15 protein-coding genes and 2 tRNA genes are annotated in these 14,776 nt (G+C 67.3%); 8 read left to right on the top strand and 9 right to left on the bottom strand.

All coding sequences use genetic code 11. From position 1 onward, the window contains the following. Window positions 1-48: 48 nt before the first annotated feature. From IPI67_38255 to IPI67_38245, 3 genes are all read left to right on the top strand, one after another. Entirely contained in the window at window positions 49-663 is a 615-nt protein-coding gene (locus tag IPI67_38255) for a KH domain-containing protein (GenBank protein MBK7586016.1), read from the top strand. An 86-nt stretch (window positions 664-749) separates the two neighbouring features. After that, window positions 750-1,400 (top strand): hypothetical protein, encoded by a 651-nt coding sequence (locus tag IPI67_38250; protein MBK7586015.1) that lies wholly within the window; start codon window positions 750-752, stop codon window positions 1,398-1,400. Continuing rightward, a complete protein-coding gene (locus IPI67_38245) occupies window positions 1,397-2,041 on the top strand; it encodes a hypothetical protein (GenBank protein MBK7586014.1) in 645 nt (214 codons plus the stop codon). The genes IPI67_38250 and IPI67_38245 overlap by 4 nt, the downstream gene beginning before the upstream one ends. A 3-nt stretch (window positions 2,042-2,044) precedes the next feature. Here IPI67_38245 and IPI67_38240 read toward each other — a convergent pair whose 3' ends face one another. The 5 genes from IPI67_38240 to IPI67_38220 form a co-directional block, all read right to left on the bottom strand. After that, the gene (locus IPI67_38240; protein MBK7586013.1) at window positions 2,045-3,964 is read right to left on the bottom strand and encodes a hypothetical protein; all 1,920 of its coding nucleotides are present in this window, start codon (window positions 3,962-3,964) and stop codon (window positions 2,045-2,047) included. Window positions 3,965-3,981: 17 nt separating this feature from the next. Next, window positions 3,982-4,815, bottom strand: a complete 834-nt coding sequence (locus tag IPI67_38235) for a PspA/IM30 family protein (GenBank protein MBK7586012.1) — start codon at window positions 4,813-4,815, stop codon at window positions 3,982-3,984. Window positions 4,816-4,834: 19 nt separating this feature from the next. Further along, window positions 4,835-5,230 carry a CesT family type III secretion system chaperone gene (locus IPI67_38230; GenBank protein ID MBK7586011.1) on the bottom strand — a complete coding sequence of 132 codons (396 nt, stop codon included), beginning with the start codon at window positions 5,228-5,230 and terminating at the stop codon, window positions 4,835-4,837. Window positions 5,231-5,306: 76 nt separating this feature from the next. Continuing rightward, complete coding sequence (locus tag IPI67_38225) at window positions 5,307-6,359, bottom strand: cation transporter (protein MBK7586010.1); 1,053 nt, start codon at window positions 6,357-6,359, stop codon at window positions 5,307-5,309. Between the two features lie 198 nt (window positions 6,360-6,557). After that, window positions 6,558-7,799: a trypsin-like serine protease gene (locus IPI67_38220; protein ID MBK7586009.1), complete on the bottom strand. Its 1,242-nt coding sequence runs from the start codon at window positions 7,797-7,799 to the stop codon at window positions 6,558-6,560. Between the two features lie 126 nt (window positions 7,800-7,925). On the opposite strand from IPI67_38220, the gene guaB reads away from it, so the two are divergent. Further along, window positions 7,926-9,377 (top strand): IMP dehydrogenase, encoded by a 1,452-nt coding sequence (gene guaB / locus IPI67_38215; GenBank protein MBK7586008.1) that lies wholly within the window; start codon window positions 7,926-7,928, stop codon window positions 9,375-9,377. Window positions 9,378-9,417: 40 nt separating this feature from the next. Here guaB and IPI67_38210 read toward each other — a convergent pair whose 3' ends face one another. The 3 genes from IPI67_38210 to IPI67_38200 all read right to left on the bottom strand — a co-directional run bounded on the left by IPI67_38210 (window position 9,418) and on the right by IPI67_38200 (window position 11,613). Continuing rightward, a complete protein-coding gene (locus IPI67_38210; protein MBK7586007.1) occupies window positions 9,418-10,146 on the bottom strand; it encodes a hypothetical protein in 729 nt (242 codons plus the stop codon). A gap of 223 nt (window positions 10,147-10,369) precedes the next feature. Continuing rightward, the gene (locus IPI67_38205; GenBank protein ID MBK7586006.1) at window positions 10,370-10,717 is read right to left on the bottom strand and encodes a hypothetical protein; all 348 of its coding nucleotides are present in this window, start codon (window positions 10,715-10,717) and stop codon (window positions 10,370-10,372) included. A gap of 284 nt (window positions 10,718-11,001) precedes the next feature. Continuing rightward, on the bottom strand, window positions 11,002-11,613 hold the full coding sequence (locus tag IPI67_38200; protein MBK7586005.1) for a TetR/AcrR family transcriptional regulator: 612 nt from the start codon (window positions 11,611-11,613) through the stop codon (window positions 11,002-11,004). 84 nt (window positions 11,614-11,697) lie between these two features. On the opposite strand from IPI67_38200, the gene IPI67_38195 reads away from it, so the two are divergent. Together IPI67_38195 and IPI67_38190 are read left to right on the top strand one after the other, a co-directional pair. After that, window positions 11,698-11,784 (top strand) — tRNA-Ser (locus tag IPI67_38195). Window positions 11,785-11,886: 102 nt separating this feature from the next. Continuing rightward, window positions 11,887-11,973, top strand: a tRNA-Ser gene (locus tag IPI67_38190). 60 nt (window positions 11,974-12,033) lie between these two features. Here IPI67_38190 and IPI67_38185 read toward each other — a convergent pair. Then, complete coding sequence (locus IPI67_38185) at window positions 12,034-13,161, bottom strand: helix-turn-helix domain-containing protein (GenBank protein ID MBK7586004.1); 1,128 nt, start codon at window positions 13,159-13,161, stop codon at window positions 12,034-12,036. 17 nt (window positions 13,162-13,178) lie between these two features. Between IPI67_38185 and modA the strand changes: the two genes are divergently transcribed. Together modA and modB are read left to right on the top strand one after the other, a co-directional pair. Next, the gene (gene modA, locus IPI67_38180; protein MBK7586003.1) at window positions 13,179-13,976 is read left to right on the top strand and encodes a molybdate ABC transporter substrate-binding protein; all 798 of its coding nucleotides are present in this window, start codon (window positions 13,179-13,181) and stop codon (window positions 13,974-13,976) included. Then, window positions 13,973-14,776, top strand: coding sequence for a molybdate ABC transporter permease subunit (modB, locus tag IPI67_38175; protein MBK7586002.1), 804 nt, complete (start codon window positions 13,973-13,975; stop codon window positions 14,774-14,776). Before modA ends, modB begins: the two co-directional genes overlap by 4 nt.

Genomic DNA, 14,776 nt, shown 5'->3' with positions numbered 1-14,776 from the left:
TACGCGGGCCAGCCCATCGCCACCCTCTGCTAGGGAAAGGCCAGACAAATGAGCGAGTCGGACCAGGAGCTCGACCAAGAGTGGGCGGAAGAACAAGACGGCAACGGAGCGGAGGCGTCCGACGAGGACGGCAGCGCGCCGCGTGACGATGAGCCGGATTTCATTCCGGAGGACGACGAGCGTGCGATGAACGCGCTCGAGTTCGTCGCGGACGTCGTAAAAGAGATGGAGATGGATTGCCGGGTGCGCCTGCGCCGTCCCAAGGACGACGACGAGAGCCCGGAGATCTTGATCGAGATCTCCGGCCCCGACGCCGGTCGTATCATCGGCAAGAAGGGCCAGGTGCTGATGGCGCTACAGTTCATCACCCACCGCGTCGTCAACCGCTCGGGGCTCGACAAACGCCACGTGCTGGTGGACGCAGAGGGCTACCGCAACCGTCGCGATAACTCGCTGGCGAGCATGGCGCGCCGCCTGGGCAAACAGGCCGTCGAACAAGGCAAGATCATCACCTTCGAACCGATGAACCCCCGCGACCGCCGCGTGGTGCATCTGGCGCTCGCCAAGTTCGAGGGCGTCGTGACCAAGAGTGACGGCGAAGGCGCGAGCCGACGGGTGCAGATCATTCCGGTCCGGCGCACGACGGCCCAGCCTTCTTCCTGAGCCCACCGACAAAACCCGCGGCAGAACGGCCGCCCCCGCGCGGTCGCATTTGACGCCGCTGGGGTGGCCGTGCTCCATTGACGGTGATGGGTCGGGCGCACGGCATCGCGGTGGGCGGCGCAATTGCGCTGGCCGTTGCGCTGTCATCGAGCCCCGCCCGCGCCCAGAGCGCCGCCCCCGGCAGCCACTTCGGTGAACGGGACGAGTTCATCTTCAGCGTCGAGAAGCTGTTCGGGTTCCAGAACCAGAAGTTCTCTGACGACGGCGGCAGCTACGAGTCCAAGGGCTTCCATCCAATCTACTGGGGCGGCGTCGGCCTGTTCAGCATGAGCGCGTCCGGGCTCAACTTCGGCGTGCTGTTCGGAGTCACGCGTTTTCAGTTCGACCTGGGCGACAACAAGGTGACCTCGAACGTGATCCAGCTCCGCCCTCGCATTGGTTACGGCGGCACCGAGAAGGCAGGACGCTTCGGCTACTGGATTCGGGGCGGACCGACGTCGCTGATCGCCTTTTCGAAGAACGAAGACACCAATTCGACGGGCAACAACAGCTCGGAGAACAACAGCGCCTACACCTTCGGCGTCGGCGCCGAGGCCTACGCGGTGTTCTTCCCGGTCCCCCACGTCGGCATACTGGTCGGACCCCACGCCGACTTCCACATCGCGGGCGGCGGTGACGGCGACCCCAAGTACAGCGCCTACGGTCTGACGACCGGCATCATGGGGGAGTTCTATTGAAACCGCTCCTCCGACTCGGGCTCGGTGTTCTGGCCGCGGGGACGACCCTTTGCGTCACACAGCATGCGTTTGCGGAGGGAGCGGGGCCGGTCGGGAGTCGCGATTCGCTCGTGCTGTCGCTCGAGCACCTCGGGGGTTACTCGTACCAGCGCGTCAAGCCGGAATCGGGCGACGCGACCACGAACCACCAGTTTGGTTTGTTCACCCCGTTCCTGGGCCCGTTCGGCTCTCATTCGCGCATCGGCGTGCACTACTTCGTGGCGCCGCCGGTCTCGATCGGCGCCCTCCTGAGTTATTCCGACAACGACAATTTTGGCACGTTCATGTTGTTCGGTGCACGGGTCGGCGTCGCACTCCCGATGTCGGGCTCGACCAGCCTCTGGCTCCGCGGGGGCATCGCCTACGCCCGAACCGAGCTCTCCTTCGGAAGCTTCGAACAAACCTACACCGGCCTAGTCCCCGGCGGAGAGGTGCTCCTGGCGCTGAAGCCCCTCGAGCATTTCGGATTCTTGGTCGGCGGCATGTTCGAAACCACGCTCGGCGGCAAGGCCGAGGTCAAGAGCGAGCTCACCTCCGACCAGAGCCAGGACTTCTCCCAGACCGAGGCGGCTTTCACCCTCGGTGCGTTCATCGAGTTCTAACGCTCACTCGAGCGCAAAACCGTTGCCGTCGAACTTGTATTTGCGCGCGCTCGAGCTCGTCCACGGCAACAGCAGCGGCTCTAGCCCGCCTGCGGTAGTGGTGTCCGTCGGGAAGGGATAACTCTTCTCGGTCCAGCCGACGGCGCGCCCCGGGCGAAGCTCGATGCGCACGCCCGTCTTGTCCGGCAAAAAAGCCAGCGCGCCGACGATGCGGTTGTCCTTGAGCGCCCGCCCGGTCTCGGCGGCAAACACTCGGCGCACGCCGCCGTCGGTCACCTGGTAGACGAAGAATGCGTAGCGATCGACCACGTCGCCGCCGAGCTCTTTGCTCGCCTTGGCGTGAAGCAGTCCTCGCACGATGATCTCGGCCTTGCCGTCGCCGGTCAGATCCCGCGCCGTGACGTCCAGGATGTCCTTCGGATCCGCCACACCGATGCTGATGAACGAATACGTGGTACCGGCCCGGTAACCCTTGCCAAAGACCACGATGTCCCGATCGTGAACCAGCACCCGCTCGGTCTCGCTGCCGCTCGCGACGTCCGTCACGAAGTCGAAGCGCGGGGCCTTGGCGCCGACGTGGCGGTCCTTGCGATAGAGCGCATACAGTCGATCCAGCATCTCGTCGGCGGTCGGCGGTCGCGGCGCGGGCGGTTGCGGCGGACCGCTCGGCGCCTTCGTGCCCTTGGGTTTTTTCCCGCCCGACTTCGGGGTCTGGGTGCCTTCGTCGATCTTGCTGAACTGTTTGCCGTCCCAGGCGAAGGTGCGGCTCTTGACGCTCTCCCAAGGCAACAGCGCGCCCGGCATGTCACCAGAGACCAGCTCGGCGTAGGTGTCGGGCTCGAAGCCGTCGGCCTTGCCCTGTGAGATCTCGATGGTGGTCTGCTTGCCCTTCGAGCCGATGCTCACCTGATTTTCGATCTTGCCCTTGTCGGTGACGATGGCGATCTCGTGGGAAAAAGCCGCCCACGGCGCGTCGTCGGAGCCTAGCTTCAGGATCTGGAGCACCTCGCGGTACTTCGTCGACGACCCGAGCCGCTTCTGGATCAGGATGTCGTCCTTCTTGTCACCATCGAAGTCCCTGACCTCGAGGCGAGTCACCATGCTGGCGTCGGACACACCGAGCTCACCGAAGTAGAACTGATTCCCTCCGCGGTAGTGCGAGCCGACGATGGTCAGGAAGCCGCCGTACACGGCGACGCGCTCCATCATCTTGTCCCCCGCGACGTCCCCGTACGCAACGCGAGAGGCGGCGGGCAGCCCCTTCCCCCGGATGATGCTGGTGTCGAGCCCCTGCTCCCCTTCGAGCAGGAGCGCCGGCATCTGCCCGCCACTGCCGGTTCCGGTGCCGATCACACCCTTGACCGAACCGGGTGAGTCGGAGTCGGTGTAGCGCAGGGCGCCCCGGAGCCCGACCCGCACCCGGCTCGCCGCCGGCAGCGCGCTCCACGGGATCTTGGCCTCGAAGAGGAAGCCGTTCTTGGTCGGTGCTTCGACCAGGGTTGCGCCGCTGACCGCGCCGGACTTGGTGCGGACCGCGCCGGCGCTCTTGCCGGGATCACCTTGAAAGAGCAAAAGCTCTTCGGTGGTGAATCCACCCTTGCCCGTGGGGAATGCGATCACGAGCGAAGCGTGATCTTCGCTCGAGCCGTAGCCCGAGGTACGGACCAGGGTCCTGTCATTCACACGGAAGGCGACGTACAGGTTCGAGTCGTCGTAACCGACGTGCCCCGATGCCGAGTCCGACGACCCTTGCAGCGTCTGCGACAGGTCCGTCATCTTGCCGGGCCATTCGCGCAGATCACCGTCGATGCGGATTTTCGTCCCGGCCATGGGGATGGCCTCCAGCGCCCGACCTGCGGCGAGCGAGGTTGGTGCCACGAGCGCGGCAGCCAAGACGACCAGGGTGAGCCGACCGCGTTTCATCCCGAGCCCCATCTCGCTCAGCGCTTCATGCGGAGCTCCGCCTGCTCCTGGGCCTCGAGATCGGCCAGCGCGCGAGCCAGCTCCTCTTGCTCCGCGGCGTCGAGCTCCGGCATCTCTTCTGCGTTTGCCTTCGCCTCGACCCGGACCGCCTCGCGAGGCGCCGGTGCCGCCTCCGGTGGCAGGACTCCCATCTTGCGCTTGAGCGCCTCGAGGTCCTCGTCCGCGCCCGCGGTCTGTTCGAGCTGGGCGAACTTGGTCGCCAGCACGTCGCCGCTGTACTCCTCGGCGATCTCGGCGCCAGCCTCGGCCTCGGCCTCGATCTGGTTGATGCGCTGCTCCATCTGGTCGAACGCCTCGAAGGCGCTCGCGTTCTTGAGCCCGCTCATCGTCTCTTGGATCTGCTTCTGGGCCTCCGCGCGCTTCTTGCGGGCGATGAGCAGGTTCTTCTTGCGCTTGGCCTCCTCGATCTTGGAGTTCAGCGCCCGGAGCGCGAGCTTCAGCTGATCGACGGACTGCTTCTGCTTCTGCCACTGCAGCTTGTACTGCTCGGCGAGAGCGCCGTGCTCCTTGCGACGGGCCAGGCCTTCCTTCGCCAGCGCGTCGTCCCCGGCGCGCACGGCCATCATGGCGCGGCGCTCCCACTCGGCGGCGGTAGCGGCCTCTTGTTCCGCCTGTTTCGCCAGGCGTTTTTCATCGGCAATCGAGGCGGCGACCTGCTTCTTCGCCTCGATCAGCTGCGCATTCATGTCGATGACGATCTGATTCAGCATCTTCTCCGGATCTTCGGAGCGGCTGATCAGATCGTTCAGGTTGGATTTGATGAGACGGGCGAGGCGCGCGAAAATTCCCATGGTCGTTGCTCCGGAGGGGCTACTTCTTGATCAGATCGCGCAACATGCCGACGTGTTTCGACTGGGCCATGCCCATGTCCGCCAGCACCGCCTCGATTTCGTTCGAGTCCAGATTTTCTAGCTCGAGCGCCGCGACCAACACGATGCGACCATCTTCCAGCGCGTAGGCTGCGTGCAAGAGGTCGGTGGCGTTCAGCTGCAAGAGCTTGCGAAACAGCGCGGCCTCGACCGCCGGATCGCCGGTGGGTGCCCCACCGATGGCCACCTGCGCCACCAGCACCGGCGTTGCGAGCCGGAGTGCAACCGGCGCCAGGTTGGAGCCAATCGCGACGAGGAACGTGCCGTTCTCCAGGCGTTGGAAGTTTCGTTCGAGCTTGGTGAGTAACCTCTCGAGATCTTCTTCGGTCTTCAGCATCGGACGCCTACGGTACCATGCCAAAGGCGCGAGGTGGGCCCCCGGAAAGCCGGTCCAATCGCCGGATTTTCGCCGCTCAACCGGTGCGGCGAATCGGCGCGCCGTCGCGGCTCGAACGCACACTGACCACCGCGTCCGGCGGCGGGGCTTCGGGCTGGATCGTCACGTGGTGCAGCCCGAACTCGGCCTTCAGCTTGTCTGCCACCGAGCGACAGACATCCACACCGTGGGCCCCGCGCGTGAGGGTCACGTGCACCGTGAGTGCGTCGAAGCGATCCGAGATGCGCCAGACGTGCAGGTCGTGCAGCTCACACACTCCGGGGCAGCTGCGAATCGCAGCTTCGATGGCGGGCACGTCCAGGTGAGACGGCGTCGCTTCGAGCAAGATGGTCGTGGTCTCACGCAGCACACGCCAGCCGCTGTAGGCAACGAGCGCGGCGATCAACACCGAGAGCGCGGGGTCGGCGCGCCGCATGTCGAAGAACAGCACACAAGCACCGGCGATCAGCGCCGCTACCGAACCGACCGCGTCGGTCGCCACGTGAGCGAACGCCGCCCGAACGTTGAGGCTCTCGCGCTGTGCCCGCATCAACACGGCGGCCACGACGAGATTGACGAGAAGACCGATGCCCGCGATGGGCAGCATGACTTCGGCGCGGATCGCGGTCGGCGCAAACCAACGCTCGACAGCCTCCTTGACCACCCACAGGGCGGTCACCGCCAAGGCAATGCCGTTCACGAACGCCGCCAGCACCTCTGCTCTCCGAAGCCCAAAGGTCGAGCGCTCGGTGCGGGGTTGCTGCGCCCAGCGCTGCGCGGCCAGTGCCAGCGCCAGCGCTCCGGCATCCGCCAGCATGTGGCCTGCATCGGCGAGCAGCGCGAGGCTTCCGCTGAGCAGCCCACCAACGAGCTCGACGAACATGAAGCTCGCGGTGAGCACGAGCGCGATCCCCAGCGCACGCGTCGGCGCGTGCCCGTGCCCGTGCCCGTGCCCGTGCCCGTGCCCGCTCTCTCCTTCACCCGCGTGCCCGTGCCCGTGCCCGTGCCCGTGCCCGCTCTCTCCTTCACCCGCGTGCCCGCTCCCCTCCGCCTCCTCCGCGGCGCCGCTCTTCTGTGCTTGAACGTCCAAGACGCCCCAGTCTAGCGCCGTCCACGAACGCGTTCGCCTTTGGCGAAGCCGCTCGCATCGGAAGCCTGGTTTTCCATCACAATCGCAGCAGAACCGCGGGAGCCGAGGAGTCGCCCGAGCCCCTACCAGGCTCGCCTTGTCGCTTTCGCTCAGCGGAATAGCCGCAGCGACGGGGTTTCAGGGCCCGAGCCCGACGCCTCAGCCCGCCGCGCGCCGACGCCAAAGCCAGAACGCTGCGATGGCAGCGGCCCCGAAGATCCACGGCACCGGCTTCGCCGGACCGCTGAGGCCACCAAGACTGCAGCCACCGCTATCCGACGAGTCGCTCGCCTTCTTGGCTTGGGGCACACAGACCTTCAGCCCGTCATCACAGCGGAGGCCGCTGCCACAAGCGTCCGCCGCCGGATCACACTGCTTCGCGCAAGCACCCGTCTCGCCGCCGCCTGATGCAAAGCAGAGATACCCGCCCGGGCACGGGTCGGTGTTGCCGCACGCCTGACCTTGCGGATCGGGTCCCGCGTCCGGCGCGCCGGCATCCGGCTCTACCGGTGGAGGCCAGCTCACACCGGTCGTCGCCCAGAAGGGCGGCTCGTACCCACCCGACTTCGCCGCCTCGAGCGCCGTCGCGATGATCAGATCCTTCCACTGGCTCACGTCACCGTAGGTGGCGTTGCCACAGGGCTGCGGTCCGCGCGACAGCACCCCCATCACGCGTCCTTTGTCGTCGAGGGCGGGACCGCCGGAGTCCCCGGGGCAAGTGCCTTCCCCGCCAATCCACTCGGTATTGGTGACCTGTTGACCGAGCGGGCCGGTGCAGTCGTTTCCGACACACACGACCTCGAGCCCCTCGAGCCGCATGCGCGTGCCGCTCGAATTTCCGCTCTTGTCGTTCGGGTCAGTCAAACCGAAACCGACCGCCGTGTACTTCTCCAGGGGCTCCGGCCGCGTGTCGATGCGGGGAATGATCGGCTTGGTCTCACTGGCAGGGATGCCAGCGCCTTCGAGGGTGATGAGCGCGATGTCGTTGCCGCAGAACTCCTTGTCGGGCGGCACGACCACGCTGACCCCCTTGTAGAACTCGGGGCCATCGACCTTGGGGCGCACGGTCAACGTCGAGACCCGGAACCAGGTGCCCGGGTTGGTGGCCGGCGCGGTCGTCTGACCGCAGATGACCGAGCTCACCTGGTTCAAGCTCAGTGAGACGCAGTGCCGTGCAGTCAGCACCAGGTTCGGTGCGATCAGCGTCCCGCTACAGTGCCCTGAGAAGTAAGCGTTGAAGACGCTGAACGCCAGGCCCACCGCGGCCTTGTCCGTGTCATCCACCTGCCCCGCGATGATCCGCCCCTGGGTCGAGCCGGGTTCGGGCGGCTCCTCGCGATCGGCACCACCGCAGGCGACTCCGAGCAAAGACAAACCCACGACGCAGGCAACGCGCTTCATTGGTGGCTCCAAGGCAGAGCATGAAATGTACAGGCCTCTGCCGTCGAAGCAAGAACGTCCGTCAGCTTCGGATTTTGAGGCCCGTGCCACCCTTCCGACTCGGCCAACTCGGGGGTATGCTGCAGCATGCTTGACGGTGAGCTCAGAGAGTGCCTGACGTTCGACGACGTCATGCTGGTGCCGGCGTACAGCGACGTGCTGCCGGCGCAGGTCGACGTGAAGAGCCGCGTGAGCCGCGGCATCGAGCTGAACATCCCGCTGGTCAGCGCCGCCATGGACTCGGTGACGGAGGCCCGCGCCGCCGTCACCATCGCCCGGCAGGGTGGCATCGGCATCCTCCACAAGAACCTGCCACCACGCGACCAGGCCATGGAGGTCGATCGCGTGAAGCGCGCCGAGAGCGGCATGATCGCCGATCCGGTGACCGTGCGGCCTTCCCAGTCGCTGCGCGAAGCGCTGGCGGTGATGCACGACAACGACATCTCCGGTGTGCCCGTGGTCGAGGGCGACACCCCGGTCGGCATCCTCACCGCGCGCGACATTCGCTTCGAGAAGAACCTCGGTCAGCCCGTGAGCGCGCTGATGACCACCGAGCTAGTCACGGTCAGCCCGGGTGTCACTAACGACGCCGCGCGACAGCTGCTGCACAAACACCGGATCGAGAAGCTGCTGGTGGTCGAGGGCGGCAAGCTGGTCGGGCTCATCACGATCAAAGATTTGCTCCAGGCCGAGCGCAATCCCTCGGCGCTGAAGGACGAACGCGGTCGCCTGCGCGTCGGAGCGGCCATCGGCCCAGGACCGGAGGGTGTCGAGCGCGCGGGGCTGCTGGTCGAAGCGGGCGCCGATCTGGTCGTCGTGGACACGGCGCACGGCCACACCCGGGGTGTGATCGAGGCGGTCCGCCATTTCAAGGAGCGCTACCCGAGTGTGCAGCTGGTCGCGGGCAACATCGCGACGGCGGAGGCCACCGAGGCGCTGATCGAGGCCGGGGTGGACGGAATCAAGGTCGGCATCGGCCCGGGCAGCATCTGCACCACGCGCATCATCGCCGGCATCGGTGTGCCGCAGATCACCGCCATCTCGGACTGTGTGCGGGTCGCGGATCAACACGACATCCCCGTCATCGCCGATGGTGGCGTGAAGTTCTCGGGCGACGTCACCAAGGCCATCGCCGCCGGGGCCTCGGCCGTGATGATCGGCTCGCTGTTCGCCGGCACCGACGAGTCACCCGGTGAGCTCGTGCTCTATCAGGGTCGAAGCTACAAGGTCTACCGCGGCATGGGCTCCATTGGTGCAATGAAGCGCGGCAGCAAAGATCGCTACGGTCAAGCCGGCACCGCCGACGAAAAACTCGTGCCCGAGGGCATCGAGGGTCGCGTGCCGCATCGTGGGTCGCTGAAATCCGTGATCGATCAGCTGGTCGGCGGACTGCGCTCCGGCATGGGTTACACCGGGTCTCGCACCATCGCGGAGCTGCGCAAGAACGCCAAGTTCATCCGTATCACCGGCGCCGGCCTCAAAGAGAGCCACGTGCACGACGTGATCATCACCGAAGAAGCACCCAACTACCGCGCGTAGCTCGGCCGGGGATTGGCAGCCTCGCGGCGACCGCCCGCGTTCAGCGGCGCGCCGTGCTCGTGCCTCGGCTCCGCGCGCGCGCGCCGTTGCCGGAGCTCTCATCCAGATCGAAGCGATACGCAAAGCCGATGCGCGCGCCCAGCGACGTGATCGAACCCGAGCCGGGCGCACAGCTCTCCACGACGCCGCCGGTCTGCCGGTGCGCCGCGGCGTCGATCCCGGTGACAAAGGCCAACGAGCGGCTCATGTCGACATCCAGCCCGAGGCCTCCGCCCAGGGCAATTCCAGGGCCGTCGCTGCCGCTGCAGGAGTACGGCTCGGGGGGCCGCACGGACGTACCGGTGTCGGCGGTGCCGGTGCCGGTGACGTGCTGCCACGAAGCACCGAGCCCGAGCCCCACGAAGATCCCCACGCTGTCGGTACGCCACGGATAAGCGCGACCTCGCAACCAGATGGCATCGAGATCGCGCCGCACGTCGATGCTGTTCAGATCACCATTGGAGCGATCGCCCCCGAGGGACGAGCGTTCGTAGGCGAGACCGAAGGACCAGAGGCGGCTCGGCGCGAGCCACACGCTCGGACCAAACACGAGCCCACTTGACTCCTCACGATTCACATCGAAATCACTGCTGCCACCGAGGCGCGCATTGATGCCGATGCCGAGCTCGAAGCCGAGGGTCATCTCCGGTGGCGGCACCGATTTTTTCGCCGCGGGTGCCTCGTCCATGGGTGCCGGCGCGAACGCGGGCATCACGGGCGGAATGATCATCGGCGCGGGTTGAGCCGGTGGCGGCTCCGCGGGTGGCGCTGCGGGAGCAGGCACAGGTTCGGTTGGTGCAACGGGGGCGCCCTCGGCTGCTGGCGCACCGGTCGGTGGCACAGCGGGCGCGGTGCCCGGCGCTGCTTCCGCCGGAGCGCCTGGCGCAGCGGGCGGCGCTCCTCCCTCCGGTGGTTTTGTCTCCTCGGCGGGCGCCTCTGCCGGTGGCAGCGGACTACCCGGTGCGACGTTCGGCGGCGGCACCTGCGCGAGCGCGACCGAACCAAGACAGGAGACGAACCCGAGCACCCCCAACTGCAAGCCCCGCAACATCACGGCGCCGACTATCGCTCGCCGCGTCGGCGCGGGCAACGCGCACGCCTGAGCCAAAGACCCTCACACCCGAGAGGGCGATCCGGGAGCGGAGCAGGCCGAGTCGGAGAGTCGGGGCGCCCGGAGACAGGCTCGGCCGGGCGACCCGCAGGGTCTCGGCCGCCGCGACCGAGAACATCAGCACGAGCAGCCCGAGCAGTACGAACGCGGAGCCAATCGGGCCGAATGCGCTGAAAATCCCGTCAAACATGGCTGCCTCCAATACAAACTGGCCGGTTGGTATGTTTTTAACCAGCATGGCGCGGTGTGTCAATGGGGACAGCTCAGGTTGGTCCTGCTGCCCGGCGCAGGCTTCCGGGGAATCAATGGGGGGCCCGCCCGGGGCGCGCCGACAACCGTCGCGACCAGCCCGCCTTGTTCCCTCAGGCGCTGCCAGAGCACGGACGCGCATGGGGGCACGCCGACCCTGCGCGACCGTGCCCGCGCGACGAGGAGCGCGCGCATCCGGCAGCTCGAGCGCTGACCTCAGCTCGCTCAGTCCGCAATCAACGACAGCGCGATGGTCTCGATGGCCGAGAGCACCACATCGTGGTCGGCCTCGTCCATCGGATCGAAGAAGTCATGCAGCGCCAGCCCGTCGAGGATACCGAGCACCAACCGCGGCATGACATGGACGGGAACCCGCGGAGTGATCCCGAGCTCCCGAAAGCTCTGCTCGAGGTGGCTACGCACCTCCTCTCGGTTTGCCGCAAACATCGCCGACAGGCTGGCTCGCAGCTTGGGATCGTGGATGCCCTGCGCCATCAGCTCCGCCAGCACGCGCATCTCACTGGTACCTTGGGTGCGAGCGTCCCGCATTTCCTGGAGGGCGCGGCGGACCTTCTCCTCGGGTTTGGCCGAAGCATCCCAGGCAGCGCGTACGCGTTCGCGCATGACGTCGGCACAGTGCACGAGCACCTGCGCGATCAGGTCGTCCTTGTTGGCAAAGTGATAGTGGACCGCGCCCTTGCTCATGCCGGCCGCCTCCGCGATGTCGCTGACACTCGTGCGCGCGTAGCCGCGCTCGGCCAACGCGCGGACGGCGGCGTCGAGGACTTGTTGCCGGCTGGCCTCGCTCTTCTTGTAGGTTCGGCGGGGGCGGATCACGGTGGTTTCCCGTGGAATCATGCCACTTTGTGGGACGCGCGTCCGACGTTGACAGGCGCAAAATCGGCTGCCAAAGTCCGCCGCGGAGAGATGACCGAGTGGCCGAAGGTGCCTGATTCGAAATCAGGTGTACCCTGACGGGTACCGAGGGTTCGAATCCCTCTCTCTCCGCTGCCAGCCTGGGTTGACGTAACGCTCAGACCACTTTTAGTGACCTGAACCGAGACGCCGACTCGGACCCCGGAGTGCCTGTGCGCCGGAGTCCCCACCTTAGGAGAGGTGACCGAGTGGCCGAAGGTGCATGATTGGAAATCATGTGTACCTGCAAGGGTACCGAGGGTTCGAATCCCTCCCTCTCCGCAAGTAGTTTTCCCGAGCCCTCGCTAGAACCAGCTGGCGACGGCTCCGCCGACTTCGACGCTACGCCGCGCCGACCGACAGCTCCGCCATCACCTCACCCGAGTGATCCGTGCGGTGGCCGCCGAGGCCGGCTGCGTCGCGGCGGAAGGCTCGGCCTCCAAGGGCGTTGATCAGCCGTTCGACGCGCGGGTCGCGCGCAAGCTCGGCGGACAGCACCAGATCAAAACGCTCTTCGGCCACCGGCACGAAGTCGAGCCCGAGGGCTTGCGCCGCACTGCGGATCGACAGGCCCACGTCTGCAACTCCGTGCGCCACCAGCTCGGCGACCTCGGCGTGGCTTCTGGCTCGAGGACCGGTGGGCAGGGAGCGCTTCGGGATCCCCGCCGCGCGCAGCATCGACGTAAGTAACAGGCTCGCGCCTGCGCCCGCCTCGCGCTGCGCAACGCGCAGCTCGGGTCGCGCGAGCTCGGCCGCGCCGCGGATGCGTCCGGGGTTGCCCGCGGGGACGACCAGTCCGGCTTCCCAGCGTGCCAGGTTGATCAAGAGCATGCGGCGCCGAGCGAACCGCCGGCGCACCGCGGCCACGTTGTACTCGCCGGTCGTTTCATCGAGCAGGTGGGTGCCCGCGATGTGGACGTCGCCGCGTTCGAGTTGCTCGAGCGCCCGTGTGCTGCCCGCGTGCACCCATCGCAGCGGCACCTGACTTCCGTCGCGCTCCAGATGCCGGGCGAGCACACCAAGCGCTGGAGCGCAGCCGGCCACCAGCAAGTTCCGTTCGAGCTCCGCCGGCGCCAGCAACGGTTCGACCCGACCCGCGCCCTGGTCCGCGCTCGCCACGACCGCATCCGCCGCGCTGAGCCAGGTCTCCCCAAGCGAAGCGCGCAGTGGATGGGCGACCCAGCGCCCACCGACCCGACCCACGAGAGCGCGGGTCGAAGCGGGTCTTGCGTCGGGCGCCTCCGCCCATCGAACCCTCAGGCTCTCCGGGGTTCGATCGAGCTCGAACAGATCCTCCACCCGGCAGCCGAGCGCCGCGGCCAGCGCGAGAGCGATGGCAGTCGAAGGCACGCTGCGCTCCGCTTCGATGGCGATCAACGTCTGCCGCGTGACCTGGGCTCGCTCCGCGAGCGCAACCTGCGTCAGGCCGGCTCGCTCCCGCGCCGCTCGCAGCCGACACAACAGGCTCACTCGGACTGGAGTATGGTATGCAGTACGTAGTGTCAAGCCTGCGTTACATCCCGCGGCGCCGGTTCGTTGTGCTGCCGTGGCTGCTCTGGGCGGGCTGCCAGTCGAATCGAGCCGCGCTGGCGGTGTTTGCGGCCAGCTCCCTGCGCGAGGTCTTCGACGAGCTTGGCCGCGACTTCGGGGCGAACCACCCAAAGAGCACACTGCACTTCGACTACGCCGGGAGCCAGGAGCTGCGGCTCCAGGTCGAACACGGAGCGCCCGCCGACGTCGTGGCCTGCGCCGATCGTGTGCACATGCACGCGCTCACCACGCAGGGACTCGTCGGCCCATCTCACATCTTCGCGCACAACACCCTGATCGTCGTCACCCCGCGCGGGCAGCAGCTCAGCAGTCTGGCCGACCTCCCGCAGCTCCGCCGCATCGTGATCGCGGCACCCGAGGTGCCTGCCGGACGCTACGCCCTCTCGATGCTCGACCGCGCCAAGCTCGTGTACGGCGCGGACTTCCGCGCCCGGGTCGAAGCCCAGGTCGTTTCGCGGGAGCCCAACGTGCGTCAGGTCCTGGCAAAAGTCGTGCTCGGAGAGGCGGACGCCGCCATCGTCTACCGCACCGACGCCATGAACGCTGGACCCAGCGTCGAGCGCCTCGAGCTACCGGAGAACGTCAGTGTGCGCGCGGACTATCCCATCGCCGTGACCCGGCGCTCCCGCGAACCCGAGCTCGCCCAAGCATTCGTTCAATCGCTGGCCAACGAGACTGGGCGCGCCAACCTGGCGCGTCACGGTTTTCTGTTGCCGGAGGGCAGCGCCGAATGAGCCGCCGTGTGTGGAGTGCCTGGGTGTTCGGAGGGGCGGCGCTGCTGGTTGTGTTTCTGGTGCTGCCGCTCGCGGCGCTGCCGCTCGGAATGAGCTTTGGCGAGCTGACGCATGGCCTCGCTCACCCACTCGCGGCGGCCGCGCTGAGGCTCAGCCTGCTGACCACCTTCGTCAGCCTCACGCTCGTCGTCGCCCTCGGACTGCCGCTCGCGTGGCTCCTTTCACGCAGCCAACGCCGCCTCGCCCGGGCCATCGAGACTCTGATCGAACTGCCAATGGTGCTGCCACCGGCGGTCGCGGGAGTCGCGCTGCTGCTGGCGTATGGGCGGCGCGGAGCGCTCGGTGGGCTGTGGGGCGAACACCTCTCAATCGCGTTCTCTCCGGCGGCTGTCGTGCTCGCGCAGGTGTTCGTCTCGGCACCGTTCTTCGTGCGCTCCGGGACGGCGGCGTTCCGACGGCTGGACGAGGATCTCTTGCGCGTCGCACGTTCGTTCGGCGCTTCGCCCGCGCGGGTCTTCTTTCGCATCGCGTTGCCGCTCGCGGCGCCGGGGCTGCTCACCGGCGCCGCCATGAGCTGGGCTCGCTCGCTTGGGGAGTTCGGCGCGACCCTGATGTTCGCCGGTAGCAACATCGGCCGCACCCAGACCTTGCCCCTGGCCATCTACGCCGCGCTCGAGACCGAGCTCGACGCGGCTCGGGCCCTGTCCGTGCTCTTGTTGGTGGTCGCGTTCTTGCTGCTCGTCGCCGCGCGCGTCGTCGATCGCGCGACGCTCGCCGGCGCGCGCGGAGGCGGTGACTGA

The sequence above is a fragment of the Myxococcales bacterium genome, from assembly GCA_016706225.1.
Classification (GTDB): Bacteria; Myxococcota_A; Polyangia; order Polyangiales; family Polyangiaceae; genus JADJKB01.
This window is presented reverse-complemented; position numbering and strand designations above follow the sequence as displayed.